Annotated in this window: 23 protein-coding genes; 11 read left to right on the forward strand and 12 right to left on the reverse strand. The window is 60.8% G+C overall.

Features of this window, described 5'->3' with window-relative positions; all coding sequences use genetic code 11:
* The first annotated feature begins 24 nt into the window (after nucleotides 1-24).
* Nucleotides 25-873 carry a DMT family transporter gene (locus B4F27_RS10045; RefSeq protein ID WP_286759579.1) on the forward strand — a complete coding sequence of 283 codons (849 nt, stop codon included), beginning with the start codon at nucleotides 25-27 and terminating at the stop codon, nucleotides 871-873.
* Here the strand turns inward: B4F27_RS10045 and B4F27_RS10050 are convergent.
* Complete coding sequence (locus B4F27_RS10050) at nucleotides 839-1315, reverse strand: NUDIX domain-containing protein (protein ID WP_286759580.1); 477 nt, start codon at nucleotides 1313-1315, stop codon at nucleotides 839-841. The genes B4F27_RS10045 and B4F27_RS10050 overlap by 35 nt on opposite strands.
* Nucleotides 1316-1364: 49 nt before the next feature.
* On the opposite strand from B4F27_RS10050, the gene B4F27_RS10055 reads away from it, so the two are divergent.
* Both B4F27_RS10055 and B4F27_RS10060 read left to right on the forward strand, forming a co-directional pair.
* Entirely contained in the window at nucleotides 1365-2174 is an 810-nt protein-coding gene (locus tag B4F27_RS10055) for an esterase/lipase family protein (protein ID WP_074634700.1), read from the forward strand.
* Complete coding sequence (locus tag B4F27_RS10060; protein WP_286759581.1) at nucleotides 2161-3303, forward strand: alpha-D-ribose 1-methylphosphonate 5-triphosphate diphosphatase; 1143 nt, start codon at nucleotides 2161-2163, stop codon at nucleotides 3301-3303. The genes B4F27_RS10055 and B4F27_RS10060 overlap by 14 nt, the downstream gene beginning before the upstream one ends.
* A gap of 18 nt (nucleotides 3304-3321) precedes the next feature.
* Here B4F27_RS10060 and B4F27_RS10065 read toward each other — a convergent pair whose 3' ends face one another.
* From B4F27_RS10065 to B4F27_RS10075, 3 genes are all read right to left on the reverse strand, one after another.
* Entirely contained in the window at nucleotides 3322-4395 is a 1074-nt protein-coding gene (locus B4F27_RS10065; RefSeq protein ID WP_286759582.1) for a 5-(carboxyamino)imidazole ribonucleotide synthase, read from the reverse strand.
* Entirely contained in the window at nucleotides 4388-4876 is a 489-nt protein-coding gene (gene purE / locus B4F27_RS10070; protein ID WP_286759583.1) for a 5-(carboxyamino)imidazole ribonucleotide mutase, read from the reverse strand. The genes B4F27_RS10065 and purE overlap by 8 nt, the downstream gene beginning before the upstream one ends.
* 82 nt (nucleotides 4877-4958) lie before the next feature.
* Nucleotides 4959-5183: a YdcH family protein gene (locus tag B4F27_RS10075; protein WP_005849528.1), complete on the reverse strand. Its 225-nt coding sequence runs from the start codon at nucleotides 5181-5183 to the stop codon at nucleotides 4959-4961.
* Nucleotides 5184-5344: 161 nt separating this feature from the next.
* Here B4F27_RS10075 and B4F27_RS10080 point away from each other — a divergent pair, with 161 nt between their 5' ends.
* The gene (locus B4F27_RS10080) at nucleotides 5345-5761 is read left to right on the forward strand and encodes an Hsp20 family protein (RefSeq protein ID WP_005849527.1); all 417 of its coding nucleotides are present in this window, start codon (nucleotides 5345-5347) and stop codon (nucleotides 5759-5761) included.
* A 1-nt stretch (nucleotide 5762) separates the two neighbouring features.
* The gene (locus B4F27_RS10085) at nucleotides 5763-5981 is read left to right on the forward strand and encodes a DUF1150 family protein (protein WP_009825186.1); all 219 of its coding nucleotides are present in this window, start codon (nucleotides 5763-5765) and stop codon (nucleotides 5979-5981) included.
* A 132-nt stretch (nucleotides 5982-6113) separates the two neighbouring features.
* Here B4F27_RS10085 and B4F27_RS10090 read toward each other — a convergent pair whose 3' ends face one another.
* Nucleotides 6114-7826, reverse strand: coding sequence for a bifunctional sulfate adenylyltransferase/adenylylsulfate kinase (locus B4F27_RS10090; protein WP_037966127.1), 1713 nt, complete (start codon nucleotides 7824-7826; stop codon nucleotides 6114-6116).
* A gap of 167 nt (nucleotides 7827-7993) precedes the next feature.
* Nucleotides 7994-8998 carry a thioredoxin-disulfide reductase gene (gene trxB / locus B4F27_RS10095; RefSeq protein ID WP_005849520.1) on the reverse strand — a complete coding sequence of 335 codons (1005 nt, stop codon included), beginning with the start codon at nucleotides 8996-8998 and terminating at the stop codon, nucleotides 7994-7996.
* Between the two features lie 219 nt (nucleotides 8999-9217).
* Between trxB and B4F27_RS10100 the strand changes: the two genes are divergently transcribed.
* Nucleotides 9218-9718 carry an Lrp/AsnC family transcriptional regulator gene (locus B4F27_RS10100; protein WP_005849518.1) on the forward strand — a complete coding sequence of 167 codons (501 nt, stop codon included), beginning with the start codon at nucleotides 9218-9220 and terminating at the stop codon, nucleotides 9716-9718.
* Between the two features lie 3 nt (nucleotides 9719-9721).
* Here the strand turns inward: B4F27_RS10100 and B4F27_RS10105 are convergent, their stop codons facing one another.
* The 5 genes from B4F27_RS10105 to lgt form a co-directional block, all read right to left on the reverse strand.
* Nucleotides 9722-10504 carry a Hint domain-containing protein gene (locus B4F27_RS10105; RefSeq protein WP_286759584.1) on the reverse strand — a complete coding sequence of 261 codons (783 nt, stop codon included), beginning with the start codon at nucleotides 10502-10504 and terminating at the stop codon, nucleotides 9722-9724.
* 200 nt (nucleotides 10505-10704) lie between these two features.
* The gene (locus tag B4F27_RS10110) at nucleotides 10705-10848 is read right to left on the reverse strand and encodes a hypothetical protein (RefSeq protein ID WP_005849514.1); all 144 of its coding nucleotides are present in this window, start codon (nucleotides 10846-10848) and stop codon (nucleotides 10705-10707) included.
* A gap of 267 nt (nucleotides 10849-11115) precedes the next feature.
* The gene (pgeF, locus tag B4F27_RS10115; RefSeq protein ID WP_286759585.1) at nucleotides 11116-11871 is read right to left on the reverse strand and encodes a peptidoglycan editing factor PgeF; all 756 of its coding nucleotides are present in this window, start codon (nucleotides 11869-11871) and stop codon (nucleotides 11116-11118) included.
* Nucleotides 11868-12932, reverse strand: a complete 1065-nt coding sequence (locus B4F27_RS10120; RefSeq protein WP_074634695.1) for a class I SAM-dependent methyltransferase — start codon at nucleotides 12930-12932, stop codon at nucleotides 11868-11870. Before B4F27_RS10120 ends, pgeF begins: the two co-directional genes overlap by 4 nt.
* Nucleotides 12929-13813, reverse strand: coding sequence for a prolipoprotein diacylglyceryl transferase (lgt, locus tag B4F27_RS10125; protein ID WP_074634694.1), 885 nt, complete (start codon nucleotides 13811-13813; stop codon nucleotides 12929-12931). Before lgt ends, B4F27_RS10120 begins: the two co-directional genes overlap by 4 nt.
* A 96-nt stretch (nucleotides 13814-13909) precedes the next feature.
* Here lgt and B4F27_RS10130 point away from each other — a divergent pair, with 96 nt between their 5' ends.
* The 5 genes from B4F27_RS10130 to B4F27_RS10150 all read left to right on the forward strand — a co-directional run bounded on the left by B4F27_RS10130 (nucleotide 13910) and on the right by B4F27_RS10150 (nucleotide 17112).
* Nucleotides 13910-14152 carry an accessory factor UbiK family protein gene (locus B4F27_RS10130; RefSeq protein ID WP_005849508.1) on the forward strand — a complete coding sequence of 81 codons (243 nt, stop codon included), beginning with the start codon at nucleotides 13910-13912 and terminating at the stop codon, nucleotides 14150-14152.
* Between the two features lie 331 nt (nucleotides 14153-14483).
* Complete coding sequence (locus B4F27_RS10135) at nucleotides 14484-14984, forward strand: YbjN domain-containing protein (protein ID WP_005849506.1); 501 nt, start codon at nucleotides 14484-14486, stop codon at nucleotides 14982-14984.
* A 34-nt stretch (nucleotides 14985-15018) separates the two neighbouring features.
* The gene (gene proC / locus B4F27_RS10140; RefSeq protein WP_074634693.1) at nucleotides 15019-15834 is read left to right on the forward strand and encodes a pyrroline-5-carboxylate reductase; all 816 of its coding nucleotides are present in this window, start codon (nucleotides 15019-15021) and stop codon (nucleotides 15832-15834) included.
* Entirely contained in the window at nucleotides 15827-16165 is a 339-nt protein-coding gene (locus tag B4F27_RS10145; RefSeq protein WP_005849502.1) for a tRNA-binding protein, read from the forward strand. The genes proC and B4F27_RS10145 overlap by 8 nt, the downstream gene beginning before the upstream one ends.
* The gene (locus B4F27_RS10150) at nucleotides 16162-17112 is read left to right on the forward strand and encodes a 2-hydroxyacid dehydrogenase (RefSeq protein WP_074634691.1); all 951 of its coding nucleotides are present in this window, start codon (nucleotides 16162-16164) and stop codon (nucleotides 17110-17112) included. Before B4F27_RS10145 ends, B4F27_RS10150 begins: the two co-directional genes overlap by 4 nt.
* On the opposite strand, the gene B4F27_RS10155 is transcribed toward B4F27_RS10150, so the two are convergent.
* Nucleotides 17109-17687: a thymidine kinase gene (locus B4F27_RS10155; RefSeq protein ID WP_005849498.1), complete on the reverse strand. Its 579-nt coding sequence runs from the start codon at nucleotides 17685-17687 to the stop codon at nucleotides 17109-17111. The two genes, B4F27_RS10150 and B4F27_RS10155, sit on opposite strands and share 4 nt — an antisense overlap.
* Nucleotides 17688-17787 lie beyond the last annotated feature (100 nt).

Raw genomic sequence — 17787 nt, forward strand, 5'->3', positions numbered from 1 at the left:
GCGTCGGTAGCCTAAGCAGTCGCCATGCGTATTTTCTTCCTCACCGCCCTTGTGATGGTCGCCTTCGCGGCCAACTCTGTCCTGACCCGCTTTGCCATTGCCGGCGGGCATATTGACCCCACCGGATTTGCCGTGGTGCGGGTGTTGTCGGGGGCGGTGCTCTTGGCGCTGCTGGTCGTGCTGCGCGGCGGGCGGGTGCCCTTGCTGCGACGTCAACAGGGGCTGGGGGCGGTCACGCTGGCGATCTATATCATCGGTTTCTCGCTCGCCTATCTCACGCTGGACGCAGGGTTGGGCGCGCTGATCCTGTTCGGTGTGGTTCAGATCGCCATGTTCGCCCACGGTGCGCTGTTCGGCGTGACACCGACACCGCGCAAGCTGTTAGGGGCGGGGGTGGCCTTTGCCGGATTGGTGCTGGTGCTTTGGCCGTCGCAAGGCGTGGCGGTTGACCCATTGGGCGCCGTATTGATGATCGCCGCAGGGCTCGGCTGGGCCGCCTATACGATCATTGGCCGAGGTGCCTCCGACCCGCTGGCAGGCAGCGCGGGGAACTTCGTGATCTGTACGCCCTTGGTCGCTATCCTGCTTCTGGTGCAGCCGACATTCTACACCCCCGCGGGCATTGCTCTTGGCGTGGTCTGCGGGGCCGTCACCTCGGGCCTCGGATACGCGCTGTGGTATGCGGTACTGCCAAGGCTGGCGCAGGCGACGGCGGCGGTGGTGCAGCTATCGGTGCCGGTCATCGCGATTCTTGCCGGTGCGCTTTTGCTGGCAGAGCCTTTGGGCGCAAAGGTGGTCATTGCCACCGCGCTGGTGCTTGGCGGGATCGGGCTGGCGGTCAGCGCACGATCGGCTCCAGCGGGTCGTAGCTGATCGGGTCGTTGCCAAAGGCGACCTGCGCCAGACTGTCCGGCTTGACCCGCAGACCGCGCATCTCGTCGGGGGTGACCCAGCGGCGGTCGGTCACGATCCTTTCGGCGTCCTGCCACGCGGGGTCCACATCAGCAGAGCCGGTCACCGTGCAGCGGAAGTAGATATCCACCTGATGGAAATCCCCCTGAGGGTCGTGGAATTCATTCACCAAGCAGGGCACCCCCACGGCGATCTGCAGGCCGGTTTCCTCAAACACCTCGCGGACCAGATTGTCGGGCAGGGCGCTGCCGCGTTCTACCCCGCCGCCGGGCGCGCACATCAGGTCGCTTTTGCCATCGGGATAGGCGTTGACCAGCAGCAAGCGGCCTTCATGGACCAACACGGCACGAACCGCCAAACGCGGGCTATTTTCCGCCATCTTACCCTCAATCTCGCGGCGCATGCGTCAAAGCATTTCACATGCGGCGTTTTCAGTCTATTTGACCCTAGCTATGAAAACACTGGTCACAATCACTTTCTCGCTTGGCGTGCTGTCGGGCATGGCACAGGCGCAAGCGCCGCTTTCCACCGCCGGAGAGGGGCGTTGCGTGGTGCTGTTGCACGGGCTCGCCCGGACCGAGACCTCCTTTGCCGTGATGGAGGCCGCGCTCGAGACCGAGGGCTACACCGTGGTGCGCCCCGGCTACCCGTCAACCACCGCCCCCGTCGAAGAGCTGACCCGCCGCACCTTGCCCGACGCAGTCGCGGCATGCGGGACGCAAAAGGTTGATTTTGTGACCCATTCCATGGGCGGCATCCTTCTGCGGCAATGGGTCGCCGAAACAGGCGATGCGCGTATTGGCCGCGTCGTGATGCTGGCCCCGCCCAATCACGGCAGCGAGGTCGTGGACACGCTGGGTGATCTTGCCGCCTTTGACTGGATGAACGGTCCCGCAGGGGCGCAGATGGGGACGGGTGAAAACTCCCTCCCGCTGCGGTTGCCTCCGGTTACCTTTGATCTGGGCGTGATCGCAGGGACGCAATCGCTGAACCCCTATTTCTCGTCGCTGCTGCCAGGGCGCGATGATGGCAAGGTGTCCGTCCAATCCGCGCGGGTCGACGGGATGCGAGATTTTTTGATGCTGCCGGTGACGCATACGTTCATGATGATGAACCCGACGGTGATTGCGCAGACGATGACCTATCTGGACACAGGGAAATTCGACCGGTCGCTGGGGTTCGTGGACGCAGTGCTTGATTCAATCGGCTGCCCAGATGGGGCCTGCTTGCCGGGACAAAAGGCTAACGATGCTGAACGTTGAATTTACGGGGGCGCACGTCTTGGGCGCGGATGTGCTTGAGCCCCGCCCGCTGGCGGTTGCGCAGGGGCTGATTACCGATGTGGCGCAAACCACGCGCGTTGATCTTGACGGTTACATGATCGTGCCGGGGATCGTCGATGTGCATGGGGACGGGTTCGAACGGCACCTCGCCCCCCGTCGCGGTGCGATGAAAACCATGCAAGAGGGGCTGGTCGCCGCCGAGGCAGAGCTGGCCGCCAATGGCATCACCACCGCCGTGCTGGCGCAGTTCATCAGCTGGGAAGGCGGCTTGCGCGGCTATGAATTTGCCGAACAGGTCTTTGGCGCGATCCAGCAGGTGTCGGATACGTTGGTTACGGACCTGCGCGGACAGCTCCGGCTCGAGACGCATCTGCTGGACCTTTACGCCGATCTGCCGCAGCGCATGCAGGATTGGGGGCTGTCCTATGTCGTGTTCAACGACCATCTGCCGCACGACCGGCTGGCGAAAGGGCAGGTGCCCAAACGCATGGTAGGTCAAGCGCTTAAGGCGGGGCGCAACCCGGACGACCATCTGCGGATGATGGAAGACCTGCACGCCCAAAGCGCCGATGTCCCCGGCGCGCTGGACTGGCTGTGCAAGGTGCTGGCGGCGCGGGGCATCCAGATGGGCAGCCATGATGACACCACCGCCGAAGGGCGCGCCCTATGGCGCAAGCGTGGCGTGCGTGTCGCCGAGTTCCCCGAGACGCAGGAGGCAGCCGAAGCCGCAGCGGCGGCGGGGGATCATGTGGTGCTGGGGTCGCCGAATGTGGTGCGCGGCGGGTCGCACAACGGCAATGTTTCCGCGCTTGACCTGATTTCGATGGGGATCGGCGGGGCGCTTGCCTCTGACTACCATTACCCGTCGCCACGACGCGCGGCCTTCATGCTGGCGGATCGTGGCGTATTGCCCTTGGCGCAGGCGTGGCACTTGGTATCGGCAGGGCCCGCGGCGGTGCTGGGGCTGTCGGATCGGGGCGTGATCGCCACCGGAAAGCGGGCTGATCTGCTGGTGCTCGACGCGCAGACGCGCCGTGTGGCCCTGACGATGTCGGGCGGGCGCGTCAGCTATATGTCCGGTGAGATTGCCGCGCGGTTCCTTCGCTAGGCCCGCGCGGATAGTGCCCTAGCTGGGCCGTTTGACGATGTTCACATGGCCCATCTTACGGCCCGGTTTGACGTCGGCCTTGCCGTACAGATGCAGCGCCGTGTCGCGCTGTTTCGCCAGCTCGGGCACGCGGTCCATATCGTCGCCGATCAAGTTCTCCATCACCACATCTGCATAGCGGCTGCCGTCGCCCAAGGGCCATCCCGCCACGGCACGGATGTGCTGTTCGAACTGGTCCACCGCACAGCCGTTCTGCGTCCAATGACCCGAGTTATGCACCCGTGGCGCGATCTCGTTCACGATGAAACCTTGCGGCGTGACGAAAAGCTCGACCCCCAGCACGCCGACATAATCCAGTGCATTCAGGATCTTGGCGGCCAGCAGTACCGCATCCATGCGCTGTGCGGCGCTTAGCCGGGCAGGGACGGTGGTGGTGTGCAGGATGCCGTCGCGGTGCACGTTCTCGCCCGGATCGAAACAAGCAACCTCGCCCGAGGGGCTGCGCGCGGCGATCACGGACACTTCGGCGGTGAAGTTCACAAAGCCTTCCAGCACCGCAGGATTGCCAGCCATATCCGCCAAGGCACTCGCCGCATCATCCGCGCTGCGCAGACGCGACTGGCCCTTGCCATCATAGCCGAAGCGACGGGTTTTCAGGATCGACGGCGCGCCAATGGTCGTCATCGCGGCGTCCAGATCGGCGGCATTCGCGATATCGGCAAAGGGCGCGACAGTCAGGCCCAAACCTTCGAGGAACTGTTTCTCCACCAGACGGTCCTGACTGGTGCGCAGCGCCTCGCGGTTGGGACGGATGGGGGTGATGTTTTCGATCACATCCAGCGCATCTGTCGGGATGTTTTCAAACTCGAAGGTGACGATATCAACCGATTTGGCAAAGGCGGTCAGCGCGTCGACGTCATCATAGCCAGCGGTGGTCAGCGCATGGGCGACATCACCTGCAGGCGGGTTGGCACCGGGTTCAAAGATATGCGTGCGAAACCCCAGCCGTGCGGCGGCAACGGCCAGCATGCGCCCCAATTGCCCGCCGCCCAAAATCCCGATGGTGGCCCCTGTCTTCAATGATTCAGTCATCCGAAGGCTCCTCTGGGATAGACGCGCTAAGCGCATCGCGCCAAGCGTCAAGACGGCCGGCAAGGGCAGGGTCTTGGAGGGCCAGAATGCCCGCAGCCATCAACGCGGCATTCGCGGCACCTGCTGCACCGATCGCCATGGTCGCGACCGGAAAGCCCCGGGGCATCTGCACGATAGAATAAAGCGAATCCACACCCGACAGCGCCTTGGTCTGCACCGGTACGCCGATCACCGGCACGCGGGTCTTGGACGCCATCATGCCGGGCAAATGCGCAGCACCACCCGCACCGGCGATGATCACCTGCAGGCCACGGTCGGCGGCGGTTTTCCCATAGCTCCACAACCGGTCGGGGGTGCGGTGTGCCGATACGATCTTGGCTTCGTAAGCGATACCAAGTTCATCCAGCAGCGTCGCTGCTTCGCGCATCGTGGCCCAATCGGACTGCGAGCCCATGATGATGCCGACAGGTGGATTTTCCATGAGAAAGGGCCTTTGCTAGAGCGTATAAGAAGCGCGCACTATAGCCATGATCGCCCGCGTGGCAATCCGCTGGCGGGCGCTGTCAGGCGGTAATATCGGGGGTCAGCCGGTCTTCGATCTGGGCAATCAGGTCTTTCAGGCGCAGCTTGCGTTTCTTCAGCCGCTGCAGCGTCAGTTGATCGCCCGTCCCCTTGTCGACCAGCGCTTGAATGGCATCGTCGAGATCGCGATGCTCGCGGCGAAACACCTCAAGCTCGACACGCAGGACATCGTCATTCTTCATCGACAGGTCGGAGGGAGGATTCATAGGTTTGGCTGATTCTTGCTATATCTAGGCCTGCGAATATAGGCGGTTGCAATTCAAAGGCATAGCCCTTGCGTCCTGCCCCCATGGCCCCCATATTTGATGCAGGTCGCCGAATACGGGGCCGGATGACTGACTGTCGCTTATCTTAAAGGACGTGTCTTATGACGAAATTAACGCTGGCTTCCTACCCGCATATGCTGGGTTTCGAGCAGTTGGAACGGGTGATGGAACGTACGGCGAAGGCCGGAAACGAAGGCTATCCACCGTTCAACATTGAACAAACATCTGACTATAGCTACCGCATTACGCTTGCGGTTGCAGGTTTTGCGGAACAAGATCTCTCTATAACCGTTGAGGATAGACAGCTTGTGATCCGTGGCCGTCAGGTCGACACGCAAGAAGACCGAATCTTTTTGCACCGCGGGATCGCCGCACGCCAGTTCCAACGATCCTTCGTGCTGGCCGACGGTGTAGACGTTGGCGAAGCGCTGATTGAAAACGGCCTGCTACACGTCGATCTCACCCGCGCGAAGCCCGAAAAGGTCGTTCAGACCATCAAGATCAGAAAAGGGGAATAAAATGCATAACGAAGAAACGCATGTTCAGGACCGTACCGTCTACGTCAAGATGATTGCCGTGTCCGACCTTCCCCTCGAAGTGCGCGAGCAGGCGGAAGGGCTAAAACAGCTATACGCCGTGCATGACGCCGAAGGGCAGCAGCTGGCACTGGTCGGTGACCGCAAGCTCGCCTTTAGCCTCGCGCGCGATCATGACTATGCGCCCGTGATGGTGCATTAAGGCGCAACATATAAAATTAAACAAAAAGGGTCGCTGTTTTGCGGCCCTTTTTTGTGCACGACGTCCAACAACGCGCACGTAAAAGGCCAGCCTATGAGGGCTGGCCTTTCTGTATCCGACTTGGCGAAAGGGTCACCCCTTGATCAGGCCCATGCTTTCCAGCTTGAGCAGCACCTGATGGGCGCAGTTGTCGACGTCGACATTTTCTGTCTCGACGCGCAGCTCGGGGTCGGCGGGAACGTCATAGGGGTCTGAGATCCCTGTGAATTCCTTGATCTTACCCTCACGCGCCAACTTGTACAGACCCTTGCGGTCGCGGCGTTCGCATTCCTCGATGGAGGTGGCGACGTGGACCTCGACGAAGGCACCAAAGCTTTCCACGTCTTCGCGCACGGCGCGGCGGGTGGTGGCGTAAGGCGCAATCGGCGCGCAGATGGCGATGCCGCCGTTCTTGGTGATCTCGGACGCGACATAGCCGATGCGGCGGATGTTCAGATCGCGGTGCTCTTTGCTAAAGCCCAGTTCCGACGACAGGTTCTTGCGGACGATATCGCCATCCAGAAGCGTGACGGGACGGCCGCCCATCTCCATCAGTTTGACCATCAAAGCATTGGCGATTGTCGATTTCCCCGAGCCGGAGAACCCGGTGAAGAAGACGGTAAAGCCCTGCTTGTTGCGTGGCGGCTTGGTGCGGCGCAGCTCTTCGACCACCTCGGGGAAGGAGAACCATTCGGGGATTTCCAGCCCTTCCTGCAAACGGCGACGCAACTCGGTGCCCGAGATGTTAAGGATGGTGATGTCATCCTTGTCCTCGATCTCGTCAATCGCCTCGTATTGCGCGCGCTCGGCGACCCAAACCATATGTTTGAAGTCGACCATTTCGATGCCCATTTCTTCCTCATGAGCGCGGAACAGATCCTGCGCGTCATAGGGGCCATAGAAATCATCACCGGCAGAGTTCTTGCCGGGGCCCGCGTGGTCGCGGCCCACGATGAAATGGGTGCAGCCGTGGTTCTTGCGGATGAGACCGTGCCAGACGGCCTCGCGGGGGCCGGCCATGCGCATTGCAAGGTTCAGCAGGCTCATCGCGGTGGTGGCGGCAGGGTATTTGTTCAGCACGGCCTCGTAGCAGCGCACGCGGGTAAAGTGGTCCACATCGCCGGGCTTGGTCAGGCCGACGACGGGGTGAATCAACAGGTTCGCCTGCGCTTCACGCGCGGCGCGGAAGGTCAGTTCCTGGTGCGCGCGGTGCAGGGGGTTGCGGGTCTGGAAGGCCACAACCTTGCGCCAACCCATCTTGCGGAAATAAGCACGCAGCTCGTTGGGCGTGTCGCGACGCGCCTTGAAATCATAGTGAACGGGCTGCTGGATGCCAGTCACAGGGCCGCCCAGATAGACGTTGCCCGCGGTGTTGTGCAGATAGTTCACCGCCGGATGCGCGCTGTCATCCGCGCCAAAGACTTTCTCTGCTTCGCGGGCCTTGTTTGGAACCCAGCGGTCGGTGACGGTCATAACCGCCAAAATCACGCCTTCCTGATCGCGCAACGCAATATCCTGCCCGATCTCGAGCCCTTCGGCAAACTTCTCGGACACATCAAGGTTGATCGGCATCGGCCACAGCGACCCATCTGCCAGACGCATGTTTTCGACAACACCGTCATAGTCTTCTTCGGTCAAGAAACCCTTAAGAGGGTTGAAGCCACCGTTCATCAGCAGCTCTAGATCGCAGATCTGGCGCGGCGTCAGGTCATGGCTGACCAGGTCGCCAGCTTCCACCTTCAGCTTCTGCGCCGAGTCGTAAGAGACATAGAGTTCAGGGATCGGAGCAAGGTTGGGCGTTTGCATGGGCGTCTCGCAATATTTTAGGTTCAAATTCGAATATTCGGGCTGATAGACCGCACCGATTGGGCTAGGCAACCTTTGTAGCCGCTTTGCGGCGAATTACGGACAGCGACGTGTTTTTTGCTGGGAAAAGGCAATCTTATCCCAGCAAATGCCATCCTAGGCGAACGTTATGCGTCGTCTTTTACCTCGGCTCCATAGCCAAGCGGCAGCGATGTGTCTTTGCCTTCGTCATCGCCAACTTCCGCAAGGAATCGTTCAGCCTCTAGCGCGGCCATGCAGCCCATGCCGGCGCTGGTCACGGCCTGACGGTATTTGTGGTCGGTCAGGTCGCCCGCCGCGAATACACCGGGGACAGAGGTTTCGGTGCTGTCCGGCTTGGTGACAACATAGCCGCCCATATGCGTTTCCAGCGTATCCTTGACCAATTCATTTGCGGGCGCGTGGCCGATGGCGACGAAAACACCTTTGCACGGAATATCGGTGATCTCGCCGGTTTCGACGTGCTTGACCTTGACCCCTTCGACACCAAGCGGCGCATCGGTCCCATAGACTTCATCCAGTTGGTGGAACCACAGCGGTTCGATCTTTGGATTTTTCATCAGCCGGTCGATCAGGATCTTCTCGGCGCGCAGCTCGTCCCGGCGGTGGATCAAGGTGACCTTGGAGGCGAAGTTGGTCAGGAACAGCGCTTCTTCCACGGCGGTGTTGCCACCCCCGATGACCACGATTTCCTGATTGCGATAGAAGAAGCCGTCGCAGGTGGCGCAGGCCGAAACGCCGAAGCCTTTGAACTTCTCTTCGGTCTCAAGCCCCAGCCATTTCGCCCGTGCGCCTGTTGCAAGGATCACGGCGTCGGCCACATAGGTCGTGCCGCTGTCGCCCTTGGCGTGGAAGGGGCGGCTGGACAGGTCCAGATCGGTGATGATGTCGCCGATGATCTCGGTCCCCATCGCCTTGGCGTGGTCCTGCATACGGATCATCAGATCGGGGCCCTGGACCTCGCTGTCGCCGGGCCAGTTTTCAACCTCGGTCGTGGTGGTCAACTGCCCGCCCGGTTCGATGCCTTGTACAAGGATCGGGTTCAGCATCGCGCGGCTGGCATAGACACCGGCAGTATATCCGGCAGGGCCGGAGCCGATGATCAAAAGCTTGGTTTCGCGAGTTTCGGCCATGATAAAGAACCCCAGAATGTATCATTTGTTGCGTTCCAACCGATATAGACGTCCCTCGGGTTGCCTTAAACCCCAAGTTTGCATATCCGCCCTGCAAAGATCGCCATCATCGAAAATGCGGTTGATTTTTGCTTGAATTCAGAACATTGCGCACCGGCGAAAGATTATTGCGTCCAACGATGTTGGTGCTATAACAATTGAAAATCCTATGGGGGTATTATGGCAGGGACGCGGCTTGATCCGATTGATCGGAAAATTTTAGCCGAATTGCAGGCGGACGGACGCATGACCAACGTTGAGTTGGCCAAACGTGTAGGCATCTCTGCACCGCCGTGCCTGCGCCGGGTCCGGACCCTTGAGGAAAGCGGATATATCCGCGGCTACCACGCGAATGTTAACGCGCGCGAGCTGGGGTTCGAGGTACAGGTCTTCGCGATGGTCGGTCTGGCCAGCCAGGCTGAATCCGACCTCACCGCCTTTGAAGAGAAGTGCCGCAACTGGCCGCTGGTCCGCGAATGTCACATGCTCAACGGCGAGGTGGATTTCCTGCTGAAATGCGTCGCCCCCGATCTGTCGAGCTTCCAAAGCTTTCTGACCGGACAATTGCTGACGACGCCCAATGTGGAAAGCGTCAAAACCAGCCTTGTGATCCGCCCGGCCAAAGACGAACCTGGCGTACCTTTTGATGTGCTGGAAAGCCGTCTGAAAAGCGAACCCTAAGGGCTATTGCGCAGCGTAGATCGGGTCTGACCGTTCTGACGCGCGGGGGTGGCACAGCGGGCCAAAGTCTTTGGCACCACCGATATGCGGAAACATTGATAAAAACGCGTCACGTTGATGCAGCGGCAGGGCTGCGATTGTCGACGGGCCGGGGTGAAATGTCTCCATCTCCAGACCGCTGACGCTGATCGCGGCATGACGGGCAAGACCCAAGTGATACAGCCGTACCGGCGTCGGAGGCTGAATTTCGATTATATTCACCCCGTCCACCAGATCTCGCATCAGGGTAAAGACCTTGCGCGTCTGTTCTGCGCCGCGAAGACTTTGTGGCGTATGCAGGATGCGCGCAGCGGGGCCGAAGGTCAGGAAACCAGAGGGGCGCGCCAGCCCTAGACTGTCCGCCATGACCCGTACAAGCGGCGTGCGATGGCCGATATCCGCAGGGACGAACTTGCTTGATCCAACCCAAAGAAGCGGAGTGTGCAGCCCGTCGGCCTGTACGATCCGGTCACCGGGGCAAAGGTCTTCGACCGGGATTTCCCCTTGGGTCGTGCGGATCAACGTGCCATGGGCGAAAGCGGAAAACGGTTCTTCGAACAACGGTGTGGCAGGGGCGTAGCCTTCGGTCACAAAGACGGAGCCGTCCTGACGCAGCACCGCAATCTCATACGCGCGGGTGCGTCCGGTCGATCGGGCCCGCGCCTCCCGCAGAACCGAACGGGAGGCTGCTGATTGCGCCGTATGTGTAGGGGAGGGGATGAAATCGGGGGCAGTATGCAATGTCATAATGTGACCTTTATATGGTCGATCCCACGTGCCTAGCCCCCGCTGAAACACCTGCGATCCGGATTAATCCGCGCGAGAGAGGCCCGCGCGCATAGAATATCTGTGATCGGTCTCAAACCATCTGTGCGGACAGGCACCCGCCCGTCGCGCGCAGGGTCACCGGCTGGCCCGAGAACCCCGGGGCCATAAGCCGACCCTGTTCAGGCGGCTTTTTGCTGGGACGTCAGGGCAGCGCGTTTCGCGATAAACGCGGCGCGGCGTGTGCCACGGGACCAAGGCAGGTTCACGCCTTCCTTGTTGGAAGCGTCGATAACCGATTTGATGAAGCGTGCGTTGGTTTTCATGCTCTGTATCCTATTGTCTATGGGCAATGCCCTTTCGTCGAGGATCACTATGCAAATGCTTTCGGGCACCGATTGGGCATTTCACGAAAAAATACAGATAATTTAAGCAGACCTGGGCGCGGTTTGTGGCACGGGCTCAAAAGCGCGGAACACCCTTGAATTTATGACCTGTGGTAGAAAATGCGCCGCTATTCAAACAGGCTGCTGGCTGGCTATGGGGCGAAATTTGGGCAGGTGCCTGTCGCATTGCTGCCTAAATTCAGGCTTCTATAGCACAATCGCAGCGATCAGCCGGCCATAGTCAGCCTCTTTCGCGTGGGTGCTGCGACGGTAGCTATAGAAACGATCAGCATCGCTATAGGTGCAGTGGCGCGTCCATTCCGCATGGCCCACACCCGCGGCGCGCAGGCGGTTCAGGCCAAAGCCCGCAAGATCGAACTGCATCCGGTCATCGGTGCCATTTGCGAAATAGCGGGCGAATGTCGGATCTTCTGCTAGGAAGGCGTCGATGAACTCTGGCCCGACCTCATAGGCGCGCTGGCTGATGCAGGGGCCGATCACTGCTGTGATATTGTCGCGCGTGGCGCCAAGGTCTTCCATCGCCTCGACCGTGGCGGTCAGCACCCCGTCAAGCGCGCCGCGCCAACCGGCATGCGCCGCCCCGATCACGCCGGCCTCGGCGTCGTGGAACAGCACAGGCTGGCAATCAGCGGTCAGGATCGACAAGGCCAGCCCCGGTGTCGCGGTGACCAGCGCATCGGCGCGGGGCTTCTCGTTCAGGGGGGCATCGACGCTAATGACGGTGGCGGAATGGATCTGATGCACGCCAACCAGATGGTCCGGTGCCACGTCCATTGCATCGGCGACACGGGCACGATTGATCTCTACGACCTCGCGCTGGTCGGAACTGCCAACCCCGCAATTCAGCCCGGCAAACACGCCAGAGGAAGCACCGCCGCGGCGCGTAAAGAAACCGTGGCGCACGTCGCCAAGACTATCGGAGGTGAGTATTTCCAGCGTCATGGTTCCAATCCTGGGGGCGGGCTATGGTGCGGAGGATAAATCCCCATCACTTTAAACAAATTTCCCATTTCTGACGGATGCGTCAAGCGTCTATGTGCGGCGACATGGGCGTTCAGCGCGTCCTCGGTCATGCTCTTGGCAAGGGTCTGTGCGCGTTGAGTGATCCCGAGGCGTTCAAGAAAGACGCCCTGCGGGGTGATGCGAGTGTGGCTAGCCGGTGCGGCTGCGAGGGCAAGCTTTTCAAAATCGACGTGTGCTGTCAAATCGGCTTGGCCAGGGGCGGCCAGCGGATCGGCTTTTTCATGGCCCTGCAGCGCCTGCAAGGTATCGCCCAGACTGTGCCAGTCGCCATAATCCACGATCAGCGCGGCACCGCCGTGGGTCGCGATCCGTTCCGACACCGGGTGGAGGATCGGCGCAAGCTGGGTGCAATCCTCGACCAGATCGCCGGGTGTGGTATCGGCCAGCCGGTCGGCCAACGCGGGTTGCGGCAGCTCGGGCCCCAGCCCAAAGCTCAACGCGCCGTCCGCCAGCCCAACCTGTCGTTCGCGCCACGATGTATCGCCACGGACGAACTGGCGGATCGGCAGCGCGTCGAAAAATTCATTCGCCACCAGAAAAAGCGGCTGGTCGGGCAGCGCGTCGGTCCCGTCGGCCCAGATCACCTGATGCCCCGCAAGGGTCTTGGCCTGCACATCGCGCAGCGTCGGGGACGCCTCTACCAGCGTAACTCGCGCCGCCTCGATAAAGCCGGGCACGTTACGGGTCGCGCGCAGGATATCGGCCATCAGGGTGCCGCGGCCGGGGCCAAGCTCGGCCAAGGTGAAGGCCGAAGGCGCGTCTTGGGCGAGCCAGCTTTGCGCGAGACACAGGCCCAACAGCTCTCCGAACATCTGGCTGATCTCGGGGGCAGTGGTGAAATCGCCTTGGGCACCAAAGGGGTCACGGGTGGTATAATAGCCCTGCGTTGGGTGCAGCAGGCAGGTGGCCATATATTCGTCGATCCGCATCGGCCCGTTGGACGCGATGCGGCTGTGTAGAATGTCGCGTAGTGTGGTCATGCCTTGCGCGTCGCCCGCAAGATCAGGAACACCCCGATTGCAATCATCGGCAGGCTCAGCAGTTGGCCCATGGTCAGCCCCCAGCCGTTCACATGCCACGCCAGCCCCAGCGGGTTGTTGGCGCTGACAAATTGCGCATCAGGTTGGCGTACGAATTCGACGATGAAACGCGCGGCCCCGTAGCCGGCCAGAAAGACTCCGCCAATCAGCCCCTCTGATTTCAGCCCGCCGCGGCGCCATGCCAGATAGATCAGCAGAGCCCCAAGGATCAGCCCCTCAAGCAGCGCCTCATATAGCTGCGAGGGGTGCCGCGCACAGATTGTCGCAATGTCCGGGCAGTCCTGTGCGGCCACCGTGGGAAAGGCCACGCCCCAGGGCAGATCAGTGGGGCGGCCCCAAAGCTCTGCATTGATGAAATTCGCCAGACGCCCCAGAAACAGGCCAGGTGCCAGCCCCAGACAGACGACATCACCGGTAGAGATCGTGCTGATGCCGTGACGTTTGGTATAGGCGATGCCCGCAAAGATCACCCCAAGCGCGCCGCCGTGGAACGACATGCCCCCCTCCCAGATCCGTAGGATCTGCGCGGGATTGCTGAGGTAATAGCCCGGTTGATAGAACAGTACATATCCCAGACGCCCGCCCAGAATGACGCCGAGAATGACCCAGAATAGCAGATCCTCGACCTGCTGTTTGGTCATGACGGGGGTATTGCCCGCCCAAAGCCGGGGCCGTTCAACGGCGCGCACAACGATGCGCCAGCCGACAAGGATGCCGACGATATAGGCCAGCGCATACCAGCGCAGGGCAACGGTCATGCCAAATAACGTGAACGAGAAAATCTCGGGCGATAGGTCGGGGAAGGGGAGCATTGCATTCATGCGCTGATTGAGCCTGACCGTAAACGGAAGTCAACCTTGCGAGAACCCGCTTTGCACACCATATAGTGAGCAACAGCCGATCAGGAGAGAATGACCATGCAAACGCGCAACAAGATTTTCGACGACATCTCGCAGATGATGACCAATGCCATGGGCGTGGCCCAAGGGGCCAAGACCGAAGCAGAGACCGCGATGAAGGGCATGCTGGACCGTTGGCTGGCAGACCGTGATTTCGTGACACGCGAAGAATTCGACGCGGTGCGCGCCATGGCGCAAAAAGCCCGCGAAGAGAATGAAGCGCTGAAGGCGCGGCTTGATGCGATGGACAGCAAGGGCTGATCGCCGCGCTTACCTTCGGCCTACGTTGAACGATGTGATCCGCACCCGCCTTTTGGCGGGTGTGTTCATTTTCGGGGTGGCATCTTCGCCTCTAATGCTGTCTGTCGGGGTCAGTGCTCTATAGATTGGGGGTTATGCTGCTTTTATCCACAAGATACTGAGGTTATCCCCTATCTTTCGTGGTTACCCCCAGAAAAAGACTTGCCTCAGGGCCGCGTTGCGCGCACCATATTTGGTATAGGTCGCTAAGAGCTTCGGCGATTTATGGTAGATGCACCCATGTATTGATGTGCCTGCGCATATGAATACCCGGATCCAAAGAGGTGACCACATGGCCCTGACAGAGCAGTATCTTGAAGAAGACATTCACCCCATCGACATCGTAGAAAATCTCGCGGCGTATCACGACTGGGACTTCGACCGTATATCGGACGAACAGATCGCGATGGCCGTCGAAGGGCAGTGGCGGACCTATTCCATCACCCTCGCGTGGTCGCCCTTTGACGAAACCCTGCGCCTTGTCTGCACCTTCGAAATGGATCCGCCCGCGGAAAAACTGCCGGTGCTCTATCACTTGCTCAACGATGTGAACGATCAATGCTGGACCGGTGCCTTCACATATTGGCCGGAACAAAAGCTGATGGTTTATCGCTACGGGCTGGTTCTTGCCGGGGGGCAGGATGCCTCTGCGCAGCAGATTGATACCATGATCAACGCCGCCGTGAGCAACGCAGAGCGGTATTATCCCGCGGTGCAACTGGCGGTTTGGGGCGACCAGACGCCCCGACAAGCCCTTCAGGTTGCCATTGCAGAGGCGTACGGCCACGCATAGGTGTATCCCCGAATGTTAATTTAGGGGTACAGATATGAAAGATACGCGCATCGCCAAAGACGGTTTGGTTCTACTGGGCTGTGGCAAGATGGGATCCGCGATGCTGGCGGGCTGGCTGGCACGCGGGCTTCCGACATCTTCGGTATATGTCATCGATCCGAAACCCTCTGACTGGTTGAAAGAGCAGGGCGTGCAGTTGAACGTCGATCTGCCCAAGGAGCCCGCTGTGGTTCTTGTGGCGGTGAAGCCGCAGATGATGGGTGACGCGCTGCCCACGTTGCAGGCCATGGGCAACGGCAAGACGGTTTTTGTCAGCGTCGCCGCCGGCACCACCATCGCGACGTTTGAGAAAACGCTAGGGGAACAGACGCCGATCGTGCGCGCCATGCCCAACACACCCGCCGCCATCAGCCAAGGCATCACCGCCATCGTCGGCAACGACCACGTCGACGCCAAAGGCATGGACGAAGCCGAAGAGCTGCTGTCGGCCGTGGGCGACGTTGTCCGGCTGGAGGAGGAATCCCAGATCGACGCGGTCACAGGGGTCAGTGGGTCGGGTCCGGCCTATGTTTTCCACATGATCGAAACCATGGCCGCGGGCGGGATCGCGCAGGGGCTCAGCCCCGAGCTCGCGCTAAAGCTCGCCACGGCCACGGTCGCAGGGGCCGGGGCGCTGGCGAAATCCGCCGACGAAGGCCCGGACCAGCTGCGCGTCAACGTGACCAGCCCCAACGGCACCACACAGGCCGCGCTGGACGTGCTGATGAACGAGCAAGACGGCTTTCCGGTCCTGCTCAAACGCGCTGTGGCGGCAGCCGCCGATCGTTCGCGCGAGCTTTCGAATGGCTGAGATCAGCTTTGACGACTTCATGAAAGTCGACATCAGGGTCGGGACGGTCACCCGTGCCGAACCCTTCCCCGAGGCGCGCAAGCCCGCGATCAAGATGTGGATCGACTTTGGTCCCGATATCGGTGAGCGTAAAACCTCGGCTCAGGTGACGGTGCATTACACGCCCGAGACGCTGATCGGGACGCAGGTGATGGGGGTGGTCAACTTCCCGCCGCGTCAGATCGGGCCGTTTATGTCCGAAGTTCTGGTGCTTGGGGTGCCGGACGAGGACGGGGCGATTGTGCTGATGCGCCCCACGCAACCCACCCCGAACGGAGGACGTCTGCATTGACGAAACTACTGATCGCCCGCCCTGCGCCCCCCGAAGTGCACGAGGCCCTGGAAGGCTTTGACGTGACCTATCGTGAGGACAGCGCGCCCCTGTCCGAGGACGAGATGCAGGACGCCCTGCGCGACTATGACGGGGTGCTGGCCACCTTGGGCGACCGCTTTACCGCGGATGTCTTTGGCAAGGTCGGCATGCCACGGTGCAAGATGCTCGCCAATTTCGGGGTGGGCTATAACCACATCGATGTCGAGGCGGCAAAGGCGGCGGGGCTTCAGGTCTCTAACACGCCCGGTGCTGTGACCGATGCCACCGCCGATATCGCCATGACGCTGATGCTGATGGCCGCACGCCGTGCGGGAGAAGGCGAACGGCTGGTGCGGTCAGGTCAATGGTCCGGATGGGAGCCTTCGCAGCTTTTGGGCATGCATCTGACGGGCAAGACTGTCGGGATCGTCGGGATGGGACGTATCGGCCAAGCCGTCGCGCGGCGCTGTCACTACGGCTTTTCGATGGATGTGAAATACTTTAGCCGCAGCGCGAAAAGTGTCGCCTATCCGGCGGAACATATCAGTGATCTCAAACGGTTGGTTGCCGCTGTTGATGTGGTTGTTATCGCCGTGCCGGGCGGGGACGACACGCAGCATCTGATCAATGCGGATGTGCTAGCGGCGATGCAGCCGCATGCCTTCCTGATCAACATCGCGCGCGGCAATATCGTCGAGGAAGCCGCTTTGATCCAGGCCCTGCAAGCGGGCACCATCGGCGGCGCAGGGCTGGATGTGTATGAGTTCGAGCCAGAGGTGCCGCAAGCCCTGCGGGATCTGGATAACGTGGTGCTATTACCGCATCTAGGCACGTCTTCCCGGGAGGTGCGTGTGGATATGTGGATGATGGCGGTTGAGAATTTGAAAGCGGGCGTCGCGGGCGAAACGCCCCCGAACCTCGTTTAACGGCCCACGGCTTCGCGCCAATGTCGGCGGCACAATGAGATATAGGTCTCGTTGCCGCCGATCTGCACCTGCGCCCCTTCGCGGATCGCTTTGCCTTCGGCATCCTGTCGCACCACCATCGTCGCTTTCTTGCCGCAGTGGCAGATCGTGCGCACCTCGCGCATTTCATCGGCAAGGGCGAGCAGCGTCGCAGACCCGGGGAAGAGCAGACCACGGAAGTCCACGCGCAGCCCATAGCACATGATAGGTACCCGCAGGTCATCCACCGCTCGGGCCAATTGCCAGACCTGATCAGGGCTGAGAAACTGCGCCTCGTCGATGAAGATGCAGGCGCAAGGGCCTTCAGCCAAACGCTTTTCGATCTTCGCCAAAAGGTCTTCGTCCGTCTCGAAAGTGTCGGCCTCGTGCCCAATCCCGATACGCGATGCGATCCGCCCGTGTCCGGCGCGGTGGTCGAATTTCGCGGTCATCAGATAGGGGACCATGCCGCGTTCGACATAGTTATGAGCCGCCTGCAGAAGCACGGTCGATTTGCCCGCGTTCATGGTCGAATAATGAAAGTAAAGCTTTGCCATGGCCCTCTTTAGCGTCAGGCGACCTTGGCGTTCAAGGTGGGGGGAGGGCAGCGGGGACGCGTCTGTCGCAGACCGCGCCCCACATGTCACAGGTGTTGAG

The sequence above is a fragment of the Sulfitobacter sp. UBA1132 genome, assembly GCF_002311545.1.
Classification (GTDB): Bacteria; Pseudomonadota; Alphaproteobacteria; order Rhodobacterales; family Rhodobacteraceae; genus Sulfitobacter; species Sulfitobacter pontiacus.